Genomic DNA, 12,436 nt, shown 5'->3' with positions numbered 1-12,436 from the left:
AACGGTAATAACTCTCCGCCGGTCACTCTGAGGTTAGCTAAAACCTGAGCTTGTTGAATAAACGACTAACAATATATTTATTACTTTTTATTGTGTCGAAACCAGTGTCGGAGTTGAAGACCTGCGAGCAGGACCTTAAAAACCAATACGTAATTTTCAAAAAGCCTAAAATTGATATAGACATTATGATCCATAAATAGATTTTTGATTGACAGTATATCTGAAATTTATTTTGATTGCAACATCTTTATCATTAGGTTTTAAAGGGTATGTTGACAAATAAATCCTAAACAATATTTACAATGCCTGATAGTAATTTACATACCATTCTTTATATATATTTACAGTTCTATTTACTACGGCATTAAGATAATCATCCAATTCTTTACCCTCGTAAATACGTTTTGAAACTATTAAATTCCAATATTTAAAATCATTCTCTAAAACGAAGCTTGTTTCCCTTTTTTCGGAACTATTTAATCTTTCCATAGGTGATTCATGGTTGTTCTCGCTTCTATTTTCATCATAGGACAATGCTCTATAATTGCCTATTGAGTTGACCCATGCTTTAACGAGATCATGTATTCTGTTTTTATTATATACCCAGCTATTAGGGTAAATATGATCCCAATCCCACGGCCTATTTGTATCTTCTATGTTTTCAAATTGATTATATTCACCGAACTTATCATTTATGTATTTGCGCTGAGCGTAGAGAAGCATTGTCTTATTCCAAAATATTCTTCCTAGAAAGTCATCCCAGAGGTTTTTTATTAAACTTTCGTCATTCCAATAGTTTTCTTTTGCTACTAATGTTGAGATTTGATTGTATGTTATCTCATTATTTGTTTTGTCTACATAATATTTATGATTTTTATGCTGTTTTACAACAACATCAACGAGAACCTTTCTCCATGACTCAGGATCTATCAATTGTAAAATATGAGAAGGGTCTTTTTGAATTATTGTGTTGATTGCCTCTCGCCATGATGGGGGAGACTGTCTTACTTCTTTATTTGCAATGAGAATATCAAATAGCTTAGTAGTGATTTTCTTGTCCTTTGAAAACCAAAGGAGGTGAACATATGCAGAACTAATGTCATTTATAACCTCAAAATCCAAATTGGACTGATCTAAAGCGTAGTATTCTAAATATATAAGTAATAATAAGAATAATTCGTTATTAGTAACCATCCATTGTTTAATAACAATGGTAGGTATATCAGTATCTACATTACCTTTTGAAAGTATAAATACTACAGAGTTAATTAGCTGCTCTGCAAGACTAAGTTCGCCTTGATTTATATACTCTTTTAACCCATCTCTAAATTCAACTGAGCTTAGTGAAGTTCTGAATGTTTTAATATTATATTCTGGTGGAACGCTGGTATAGTCGTTATTCTTGCACGCGGTGAGTCTAGAAAAAATGCTTATAATTCTCTTGGGTGAAAGGTAGCTTGCACCTATATTCTCAACCAAATCTTTTGATGACGGATACATTGCCTTGAATATAGAATATATCAATTCTTCTCCTGACAATGCTGTACCAGCGGAATTTAATCTTATAAATAATGTTGGGTCTTGACTTTCTGATATATCGTTGTCTGACTCTAAAAGCACTTGATTCGATATCGTGATCTCTGGTATAGTAAGTTGTAGAGCTCGTTCTACACCATCAAAAATATGCTCTAAATCAGCGGGACATAATTGGTTAAAATCCACATCGTTGTCCTTAGAATGTTTGGTCCTAATACAGATATCCGCCATTTGACTCTTTATATCTTCTGTAAAAAGTTCAATACTAGTTCTTCTCGCATGTAAAACAATTGATAATGGAACAGGATAGTAAGCATCCCAAGGAGAGATCTTAGATGGTAATAAGTCTGTGTAGTGTTTTACATTTGGATTTCTCGTTTTAAAATAAGCAAGCGCTTCTCGTCTATCCCTCATCGTTAGGGCTGAGGTATTATTTTTTTGATCATATCCCCAAGGATGCGATTTTGTTAACACGCGTATTGAAAAACGATAGCTTTTAGAAAGAATATGTCCCGGTTTTAAATCGATCCAGATACTTGGTAGGTATTTTCTAAGTGCGAATATTTTTTTTTCAACTAAAGACATGGGATTATGAAATCCTAGTGCTATTGAGGTACAGCGCTGCTGGCCATCTAACAAAAATTTTGTTTCCTTACCATCACTGCTCATAAGTAGCGATCCGATAGGGTATCCTCTTAAAATAGAATCCCATAGGGCTTCCATTTGATGCGGTTTCCACACAAAGCCGCGTTGAAGAGAGGGTAATGTTATTTTTTGATCTATATCACCGTTTGAAAGTTCCGATTGCCAAGTAGCAATCTCTTCAAGCGAGTAAAAATTATTCTTGATACTCATTTTTTACCTTTAGCTATCTATTCATAAAACTTTGTTGGATCCCCATTTGACGAATTCTGTCTAACCAATCGTAAATCATACTAGGCTTATATTTAGGATTTCCAGATTTATCTTTCTCTTTTTCTAGTGCGATTGCCATTAACGCATATTCGTTCTCTAGAGATGTTGAGAATACACCCGCATCATCAGTATTAATAGATACACAAATTTGAGGACAAGATCGGATCATGTCTACATCTGTTTCGAGTCCTAAATTATACCATCTGGTAATAGGATGCTCAATATATTTTTGTATTGGACCAATCAGATAATTTGACGTAGGATTAGTTTCAATCATTATGTTTTTAGCCGCGATCTGTTCCATCATTTTATTTTGGATATCATGCACTAAGTTTATATAGGGAATTGTGATTTCAAATTGCTTTATTTCTTCTCCCTTTACCTTTACCATGTAGTTGTAATGATATTCATAATAGAGTCGTACAAGTTCTTCGCGATGTCGCAATCCAACTAATTTTGGGTTGCAATTGTTTAATTGGCATCTTTCCCAATAAGTTTCATTGGTTAGGCTATCAAAAAATTGATTGCTATTCGTATTTTTCTTTTCATTACAAAACTTTTGATATACTAGAGGATCGTCACCTCGAAGCATCCAAGCATCATAATATTCATGATATGAAATATGTGAAAGAAGATTTTTGCTTCTTTCACTATTTTGGATATTTGCAATATAGAGCTCGCTATAAATTGCCTTAAACAAATTTTCAAGACGATTTGATTCGCTTAAGTGCTCTTTTAAGCCATATCTATTTATGGACGATAAAATCCAAGCCAGATTGTCCAGTAGTATATGTTTAGGGATAAGAAGTTTGTTCCTTTTTAGCTCAAAATATTTTTGAACGTCAATTCCAAGTGCTAAAGCGTGACCTAAACGATCGCCATTTTCCATGCCGAGAAAGCATAGGCATTCATCTATATATCTTAACCCGTCTATAATATCAAAAAAATCTTCACCTGCATGAAATGTAATATTCAATCTATTATTGACAATAGTATCATTCCACAGTGCTTCATTGTTTCTCAATTGATGGTGTTTTAACATTCTAAATGCTTGTGCAAAAACTTCTGGGCGAGCATTCATTTCGGAAGATGCAGCATCTATACCTTTTACAAACTTGGCAAAGTCAGGATATTTGTTCCTAAATTTTACAATACCCTGAGCTTGCTTTTTTACCTCATTTCTAAGTTTTTTATTTCTGCAGGATTGCGAATCTGGGTTTAATAATGTAGCCTTGGTATCTTTTGATTTGATAAAATGTAAGGTAAAAAATGTTGGATTTCTTAACGTACTTTCACTGTAAGTCTGACTATTATTAGTGAGGTATTCTTCTACACTTTCAGAAATCAGACTTGTACTTCTTAACGGAAAAACTAGTTGGTTTTCTGCTTTTAATATATTTTTTATGGTCTTATTTATTTTTTCTTCATTACCGTTAGGACCTATTCTAAGTTCGTGCGATATAATGTTCATAGTATTGACATTTGTCAATAAAACGTGCTGGGCGAATAATTTTTCATATATGCTTCCCGGTAATATGAAGAGATTTTTTCTGTCTTGATATCGTTTGAAATTCCCAAACCCTAATCTTTGATTTGATTGGATTATTTCATGTCTTATAACATTCTTTATTAAGAGATAAGCGTGAAGTATATGTTCAAGAAGCAATTTTTTGGGTGTATCTTTCTTATATACATAATAGAAACTTTTGTACAGTAGGATCCTTTCACCAGCAAAATAGAAGCATTCTTTGTTGTTCTCAGTATGCAAGTTATCAGGAATCGCATAATCAATCTTATTATCAGTACTCCCATGATAGTATGTATGTGAAAAAATATCTTTAAATACCCTTATGTTTTCAATACATTCACTAAAATTGAGTAGGATACTTTCTACTTCATGAGATGATGTTAAAAAATTGCTATTAAAAAAGTTTCTGGTACAATTGGCGCCTATGTCTTTTCCAGTCTCTATGTCAATGTATCTTCTTACAAGTTCAAAACGAAGTACATTCGCCAGCTTGATCATTTCATGCAGAGTCAAATCATTACCTTTATATTTATGTTGTAACTTTGGTGTGAGCTTTCCTTCTTCAGCTAGCAGACTGATTTTTTCCTGAATCTCTTTTTTGTAATATTGATTCATAAGAACTATCCAACTTAATTCGAAAGTTGGACCCGTAGCTCCGAAATGAGCATGATTTTCAGCTACACCGGCTTTTAAGATCTGGCTAAGTCGTCTATTATCTGTTGCTATGGTAGATTTCCATGAAAAATACCCTCTATTTTTTTTGCTTTGAACATCTCTATAAGCAAGATAACTGGTTGTAAATATATCTTCTCCTAGGGTGAACGATAAATCTCGCCATTTGAGTAAATGTTCATACTTTACATAAGGATTGGTTTCAATTTCGGTCAGTACTTGTTCATTAAAATGAGTTAATAAATAAAAAATTGATTTTCCTTCTCCACTGTATTGCTTTTTTGGTTCCCTGAACCAGTCGTCTTCTAATTTTGAATATAGATTATTTAGTTCGTCGGATGTTCTATAGCTGAAATCTGATACTCTTGGAGCATGGTCTCTAAATGTTAGTTCCTCAGTTTCTAATTTTTCGGTTTCAGAATTATTTTTGAATATTTTATCCAAAGATAATTCTGAGAAATATAGCTTGATGCTATTTCTAAGATGATCCATGCTTTACAGCTATTTAGTTAATCTTTCAAGTTCTTTCTTCAATTTATCACGATTCGTTTTATAATCTTTAGTCTCATAAGTTAAAGATTTAATAAAATCCTCTTGATTTAAAATATAATTAAGTTTTATATCCTTAACGTTTTTGAATGTTTCTCTAAGAGTCTTCGTAATTATCTTATTTTCATTTAAAATTGTAATAATTGGGCTTATAGTTTCAGGATCTGTAATTTCGTCTAAATCTTCAATACGAAGATTTTTAAAATTTTGATTATTTGATTGGTTTCTGAAATAATCATCAATTATATTTGATATCTCTAATTTATTGTTCATCTCATCACTGTCTAGAGTGTCAGAAATCTTTAAATACATTTTAAAAAAATCATGGCTATCAATATATTCTGTGACTTCCAAATTTAAGAAAGGGTATCTTTTATTTAACGCAATAAAGGTGTCTTTAAGTGCATTATCATAAAGTACGAGTAAAATTTTTGAATATTTATCGTCTGACAATTTTACAAGTTTATTTTTCGAATATCGATCCAGCTGTTCAATAAATATATTATAGAATTCAATCACAAAATCTATATTTTGAAATAGATAATAATACTTATTTTCAGATTTTATTAGTTCAATTATCTGAGAATTTTTTATGGAAGAATAGTTAAAAGGTTTGTAAATATTGAATGTGAAATTCAATGTTTTATCATCTATTTCATCTATTCCAAAAGAATATATGTTTTTTTTAGTGTAAAGGTTATTTTTTAATATACCTTTATTAATAGTCTCAACTAAAAACGTTTGAAGGAAATTACCATCAAAATGATCTTTACCTTGATCAGATCCATCGGTATCTGTTGAGTGGTTTTTATCAAGTTTTAGAATGGAACTCTTTAAGTTTGTATTGACACTAAAGTAATCTCTATATTCGTTAGTGGATTGTTTTCGGCTAATTCGATTTGCGTCATCTAAAAATGACGAAGAGATTATTCCTGATAAGGACGATTCTTTGATGTAATTTATGTTAATTTTAGACAATTGAAGTCTTCTTATATTGTAACACAATTTTATATATTGCATTGTTTGAAATTTTGCTTTATCAGTAACTGCAATTCTGTCTTGAATAATTTTTATTATGGCGACTATGTCTGCGAATTGAATTAAACTATAATTCGTTGTGATAAGCAAATTATTAATAGAGTTTCGGATCCTTTTTTCCTCCAAAGTGTCATTAGGTAAGTTTGTGATATATCTTCCAAACTGTCCTTTTAAATAGTCTAAAGTAATTTTATTTATTAATTCTGGTTCAGACGTCCATAGACTTTCACTCCATTTCTGATGTGCCGATAAGTAAAAAGAATTTTGAATATAATGAGCAAATATTTCAAAACTTGAATCTATACTTTTCAATAATTCATTTAAACTCCTAAGATTTGGGTTATATAATATACTGGTGGAATAATCTTCATGTCTAATAAACAGACCTTGTTTTAAGTATGTTGCTGCTATTACTCTAGTATCAGCTTTTTTAAAAGCTGATACAGTATCATCATTTTCCGTATCAATATCATATTTTATTGCTTTGGATAAATATGATTCTATCTCATAATGGTTTAAACTCAATAAAGGTAATTGGTGTTCGCTAGGTAAGAGTTTTTCTAAATACTTGTTGGTTTGTTCCTGAATCTCTTTTAAATCTACTCGATATAGTTTACTTGATATTTCTTCTGTTTGTTTACTTAGATCTCTCTTAATTACTTCTTGTAATTGAGTTTTTTTATAGGCGATAAAAATCACAATATTATCATTTATTAAAAGTTGACGGATATCCTCAAGCATATCGTGAATTCCCTTTATTTTTAGATCAAAATCATCTATTGTAATAATGAGTTTGTTTTTTCTTTTTCCACCAATACAATTTAAATAACACTCCACTAATTCATCAAAGCTTATTCTTAAATTGCTGCCTTTAGATAATTTAACTAAATTATCTAGAGATTCTTCCGTATATATTTCTCTATTATCCTTCTTAGTTATTTTGAACGTGTCATAAACTCTCTGAAAAGAAAGTATAAGATTTCTTCTTAGATCATCATCAATTTTCTTTGTAGACTCTTCTAAAGTTTGCTTAAATTTTTTAAACATTTGAGCTAGGACCATTTCAAATATAGACTCGTTACCTCTAAATAAGCTAGGGTCAATTACTTCGAGAGATAAAAAATTTACTCTACTAACCAAGGATTCTTCTCCCAGATTATCTTTGAAAAATGAACTTGTTTTGTCGCCAGATAATGCATTCAAGAAGCTAAGCATAGTAGAAGATTTTCCTATTCCTCTCTCTCCTGTAAATGCTATAATATTATTATAGGCATCATATTTTTTGCCGTTAGAAGTTACAGATTTCTTCTGTTCCGTAATAATGCTCTCCAAAAGCTTAATTGCTCTTATATAAGTTTTTGAAAAAGGGGAATTTTGAAAATCATTGGGGGTTTCATTGGAGATTTGATAATTTTGAGGTATATCAATTTGAATTTTTTTTATATCGCTCATTGTTTTTAAATTAGTTGTAAGTTTTTTAACTAAAGAAGGGCGACTAGGTATTTAATAATCCAATAATTGAAAGTATAATTATACCTCCTTTAAATATAGGAGAGTTAGGTATTCCCTTATTATATTTTTGAATAGAACTATATTAGTTACCTAGGATTTAAAATCAAGAAAGACTCCTTTTCAAGTTAAAAATAGCTGTTACTAATATAAGGTTTTTTTTTCTTTAAGAGCAATTCTAATTGGCGTTTTTGTAATCTCCCCTAAAAAAAGCTTCAATTATCATAATTTAGTATTTATGGCTGTGTTGTAGTTTATGATGTGAATATACATCAAATTTGGTTAAGTTTGAAACAGTATAGTTGGTACGAGCAGAAATTTTTGATCTATCAGTACCATGTCAGATAGTTTATTTGAGCCGATCAGAGCTTTACTTCCTTGTTTAATTAATTAACTTTTTCTATCTTAAAGTTATAAACAGATTAGTCAAATCATTGGCTGATCATTAAGATCTATTGATTATAAACCGATATGATATCCGACGGCAGTGCCTTAGGAATTCGAACCTTCTATATAACTGAATGCATTATGAACTCAGAATCAGCAGATCAGCATCCAGTCATACAGGTATTTCTCAGCGATACAATGGATACTCCAACGCAACTTTCCAATTTTTATTTATCAGATCGTGAGCCAATCTTTCATTTCCAGGAGCATGTTTTTGACAATTCCATTATCAAATGCCACGACCTTTACGGTAGAAATATAACAGCACGATTCTCCAACTGCCTTATAGAGGATAAAAAAAAGATATATGCTATTCCCGCCCAGCCTGTAGTCACTTTCCGTATAGAGTTGTTTGCTGATTGTCTTACTGACTTAGTTAAGGAACAGCATCAAAGCCGTTGTGATGAATTACAATTTCAATTATTCTGGCAGAATGATCGCGCATTGGAATATATATTGCCGCCGACAGAACCTGATTATTTGGAACTGTATATCCGACCGAGTCATTTTTTGAATATGGCTGACCGTCACCCCATATTCCGCGAATTGGCCATGGAAGTTGCTACAGAAAGTGAAAGTTCGTTGGATTTTTCCGTAGGTATTGTTGACCAGCAGGTTCTTAGCTTTATCGATGCTATGTTTCATGAAGTTACGATCTATCAAGTAAGCGACCAGCGATTAAGCCATCTTAGTGAATGTCTTATACTTCAGAGCATCGGTATTTCCGTTGAGGTGGAGCCTTTACCGAAAAATGCCGTCAAACGACCTTACGATAGTGCTTTTGTTAATTTGGAAGATGAGGTATTTTCTGAAGAACAGAATAATTCTTTAAAAATTATTTCGCGTTGTTATAGTCGTAAACAGCTGATAGACAAGTTTTATGAATATAAACAAGAATATTTGGAGCTCAAGGCAGATCGGGTTAGACATAGTGCGCTCGAGCAGGAGGTCAAAGTATGTTATCGTCAGGTGATGGGAGACTCGGCAGATCTCTTGAGGCATACTTTTGGATGGCACTGCAGCTAGATGAGCATAAGAAGAGATTTAAACTAAGTGAGCATGAAGAACAAACCTTGGCACAGGCTATTATTACGGTTTGCGATCAATCCTTTGAACTGTGTGAACCAAGAGGAGATCAGCTTGAATTTTACACCCGCTACACGCAGCAACCTTATGTAGGCGATCTCGGGATGCAAGAGTTTGGTTGGATCTTAAATATGTTCGTTCCCGACTTGGATCTGCCCTTAGAAAAACTGGACGAAAGCAGAGAAAGCGGGGCGATATTAAATCAATATTTACAAGACCGTTTCGATTTTATACCCTTATCACATTTTGCGCAGAAAGGGGAAAAGGATAAACCCCGGAAAGTGGTTGAGCTTTATCATACGCTTATGCAGCAGATGACCGATGAGCTCACGATAAGGGAGACAGGCGACATCAAAAAGAGCGATCTTATCCGCATTTTGGATTATGCTTACCAGCAAAACGATTTGATTATGCTATTGATGTTTGAAATCGAACATTTAACAGGTCAGGAGAGCTACGTCAAGAGCCAAAAGTTTAATAAAATAAGTGCATGGGTGATGGTGCTTGAGGAAGCTGTAGAGAAATTTTATGACCAATCCTATAGCGGTAAGCAGGAAAAGATAGTTGACAATTTGGTGCTTATATATATGCAGTCGGGTAATGATATAAAGGCTGTGGAGCACAAAGTACGGAAGAGTAAGAGGATATATGACCAAATGGTGCCAGCGCTTCTCCATGTTGGTAATGACATGGAATCTCTGACTAAAAAGAGCATGTTCATGCTTGTGGCAGAATCATTGATTATCGCTGCTACTCAAAATCCTTTTGAGGAAGGGGAGGGCTTCATTTCGACTTAATAACCTGTTGAAAAGGTATTCTTTAGCTTTAAACTTGAAGAAATATTTCATTCCTAAACAATATTTCGGATATTTGGACAAAGGCCAGTTTTTAGTTAAAGGATTTTATCATGTTGGATATTGAGTATTTAATAGCACAGATCAAGGAATTCAGAGATGCCAGAGATTGGGAGCAGTTTCACAATTCCAAGGACCTGGCGGTGGCATTGAGCATTGAAGCTTCCGAGCTACTGGAACTTTTTCTGTGGAAAGGCAATGAAGATGCCAATCCCGATAAGTTGAAGAATGAGCTTGCCGACGTACTGATGTATGCGCTACTGCTTGCCGATAAGCAGGGATTTGATGTCAAACAGATCATCGAGGACAAGATGAAACTTAACAACGAAAAATATCCGGTCGAAAAAGCCAAGGGAACCGCAAAAAAATACTACGAACTATAATGAGATTATACGCTGGTTCGGCAAGTGATTTTATCCATCTCAATGCAGAGAATAAACTTGTCGATTTACTTAGAGAGCAGTTTTTAAAACAGTTTGGATACAACCCGTCACACAATGAAGCCATGTCATGGCGCAATTCATTGTTTCGGCTTTCCTATATTATGGAACGCCAGAATCTGCAAGATCAAGGTGTCATGGTGGAGTACAAACTTCCTCTAAGCGCCAAGCGTATCGATGTTGTTATTTACGGTCATGATGAACAGCAGCATAAGCAAGCTGTGATCGTCGAACTCAAGCAATGGGAGAAATGCGAGTTTACCGACTACGATTCCGATTACGTCCTGACTTGGGTAGGCGGTGGTCATCGCTCTGTATTGCATCCAAGTATCCAGGTGGGGAACTACTTATATTATCTCAAGGAAAATAACAGCGCCTTTTATCAAGAAAAAGATCCCATTCAGGTATCAGCTTGCAGCTATTTACATAATTATAATATATCAAGTGATGTTACCCTTCAGGATCAGCGATTTGAGGAAGCTGTTAAACGTTTTCCGATGTATGGATCTGAAGACAGTAGTCAGCTTTCTGCCTTTATCTATAGCCGTGTAGGAGCAGGCGAGGGGATGACTATCCTACAAGAGGTCGAACAGAGTAAGTTGCGACCATCGAAGAAACTGCTCAAACAAGTTTCCGGTGTTATTAAGCAAAAGCTGAAAGGTGAATTGCAGCTCTTTGGCCAAGTAAGGGCCAAAGGCGATTATATCCTTTTGGATGAACAGCTGATCGTGTATGATACTGTCATGTCTATTGCCAAGAAAGCAAAAGATAATCAAAAATATGCGGTTATTGTCAAAGGAGGCGCTGGAACAGGCAAGTCTGTCGTAGGCATGCAGCTATTGGCAGACCTTACCGCGAGCAATATCAATGCGCACTATGCAACAGGTTCTAAATCATTCACCGAGACTTTGCGTAAGATCCTAGGCAAAGAAGCCAATAGCCTGCTCAAATATTTTATGTCCTATGGCGATGCCGACCCGAATAGCATTGACGTATTACTGATGGATGAGGCACATCGCATAAGAGAACGTACAGGTTATCCTTTTAAATCCACAGGCCGCTTACAGATTGAAGATCTACTGCGTGCGGCGCGGATCTCCGTATTCTTTGTAGACGATTATCAAGCCGTGCGAAGAGGAGAGATCGGTCAGTCCATTTTCATTCGCCAGCAGGCTGAGAAAATAGGTTGTACAGTGTACGAATATAATCTTGAATCACAATTTCGGAATGGTGGATCAGAAAAATACAGCCAGTGGATCGATCATACGTTGCATATCCGTGAGACAGCAACAACTGAATGGAAGCAGGAAGATAATTTTGAGTTCCAGATTATGGATAGCCCACATGCCGTTGAGCAGGCTATCCGTGATAAAGTAGCCGAAGGCTATTCAGGTCGTATGATGGCAGGGTTCTGTTGGCCTTGGACTAAGCAGGCTGATGCCGATGGAGAACTGCACAAAGATGTCGTCGTAGGTGATTATATTCGTCCTTGGAATGCAGATGAGAAGACCAAGGGTATGCGTCGAGGTATTCCGAAGTCACAATACTGGGCCTATGAAGATGCAGGAATAGATCAGGTCGGATGTATTTACACAGCCCAGGGCTTTGAGTTTGATTATGCAGGAGTGATCTTTGGTACCGATTTACGCTATAACCCGGATACAGCAGAATGGGAAGGCTTCCCAGAACATTCATATGATAGTCAGGTAAAGGGACCTGATTACTTGCAACTAGTTAAGAATACTTACCGCGTTCTTTTGGGACGTGGTATGAAAGCTTCTTATGTTTATTTTATGGATAAGGAAACTGAACGGTATTTTAGGAGTAGGGTGAGGAAGTAGTAGACAAAATCCTTTATTAAC

Annotated in this window: 7 protein-coding genes; 4 read left to right on the top strand and 3 right to left on the bottom strand. The window is 34.5% G+C overall.

The features are described 5' to 3' along the window. Positions 1-297: 297 nt before the first annotated feature. From OK025_RS01330 to OK025_RS01320, 3 genes are read right to left on the bottom strand one after another with little or no spacing between them, the layout of a single operon-like run. Complete coding sequence (locus OK025_RS01330; protein WP_317668011.1) at positions 298-2,391, bottom strand: DUF262 domain-containing protein; 2,094 nt, start codon at positions 2,389-2,391, stop codon at positions 298-300. A gap of 13 nt (positions 2,392-2,404) precedes the next feature. Beyond that, positions 2,405-5,143: a hypothetical protein gene (locus OK025_RS01325; RefSeq protein ID WP_317668010.1), complete on the bottom strand. Its 2,739-nt coding sequence runs from the start codon at positions 5,141-5,143 to the stop codon at positions 2,405-2,407. 9 nt (positions 5,144-5,152) lie between these two features. Further along, on the bottom strand, positions 5,153-7,690 hold the full coding sequence (locus OK025_RS01320; RefSeq protein WP_317668009.1) for a hypothetical protein: 2,538 nt from the start codon (positions 7,688-7,690) through the stop codon (positions 5,153-5,155). Between the two features lie 585 nt (positions 7,691-8,275). Between OK025_RS01320 and OK025_RS01315 the strand changes: the two genes are divergently transcribed. The 4 genes from OK025_RS01315 (at position 8,276) to OK025_RS01300 (ending at position 12,415) form a co-directional block, all read left to right on the top strand. Further along, complete coding sequence (locus OK025_RS01315) at positions 8,276-9,220, top strand: hypothetical protein (RefSeq protein ID WP_317668008.1); 945 nt, start codon at positions 8,276-8,278, stop codon at positions 9,218-9,220. Next, positions 9,205-10,077, top strand: coding sequence for a hypothetical protein (locus OK025_RS01310; RefSeq protein WP_317668007.1), 873 nt, complete (start codon positions 9,205-9,207; stop codon positions 10,075-10,077). The genes OK025_RS01315 and OK025_RS01310 overlap by 16 nt, the downstream gene beginning before the upstream one ends. Before the next feature lie 110 nt (positions 10,078-10,187). Further along, positions 10,188-10,517 carry a nucleotide pyrophosphohydrolase gene (locus tag OK025_RS01305; protein ID WP_317668006.1) on the top strand — a complete coding sequence of 110 codons (330 nt, stop codon included), beginning with the start codon at positions 10,188-10,190 and terminating at the stop codon, positions 10,515-10,517. Then, entirely contained in the window at positions 10,517-12,415 is a 1,899-nt protein-coding gene (locus OK025_RS01300; RefSeq protein ID WP_317668005.1) for a DUF2075 domain-containing protein, read from the top strand. Before OK025_RS01305 ends, OK025_RS01300 begins: the two co-directional genes overlap by 1 nt. Positions 12,416-12,436: the final 21 nt, after the last annotated feature.

The organism is Sphingobacterium sp. UGAL515B_05, assembly GCF_033097525.1.
Classification (GTDB): domain Bacteria; phylum Bacteroidota; class Bacteroidia; order Sphingobacteriales; family Sphingobacteriaceae; genus Sphingobacterium.
The sequence above is the reverse complement of the archived record's forward strand: the minus strand, read 5'-3'. Positions and strand labels throughout refer to the sequence as shown.

Bases quoted from the DNA above. Each gene is read 5' to 3' on its own strand.
- OK025_RS01330 (WP_317668011.1), bottom strand. From the start codon at position 2,391: ATGAGTATCAAGAATAATTTTTACTCGCTTGAAGAGATTGCTACTTGG.
- OK025_RS01325 (WP_317668010.1), bottom strand. From the start codon at position 5,143: ATGGATCATCTTAGAAATAGCATCAAGCTATATTTCTCAGAATTATCT.
- OK025_RS01320 (WP_317668009.1), bottom strand. From the start codon at position 7,690: ATGAGCGATATAAAAAAAATTCAAATTGATATACCTCAAAATTATCAA.
- OK025_RS01315 (WP_317668008.1), top strand. From the start codon at position 8,276: ATGAACTCAGAATCAGCAGATCAGCATCCAGTCATACAGGTATTTCTC.
- OK025_RS01310 (WP_317668007.1), top strand. From the start codon at position 9,205: ATGGCACTGCAGCTAGATGAGCATAAGAAGAGATTTAAACTAAGTGAG.
- OK025_RS01305 (WP_317668006.1), top strand. From the start codon at position 10,188: ATGTTGGATATTGAGTATTTAATAGCACAGATCAAGGAATTCAGAGAT.
- OK025_RS01300 (WP_317668005.1), top strand. From the start codon at position 10,517: ATGAGATTATACGCTGGTTCGGCAAGTGATTTTATCCATCTCAATGCA.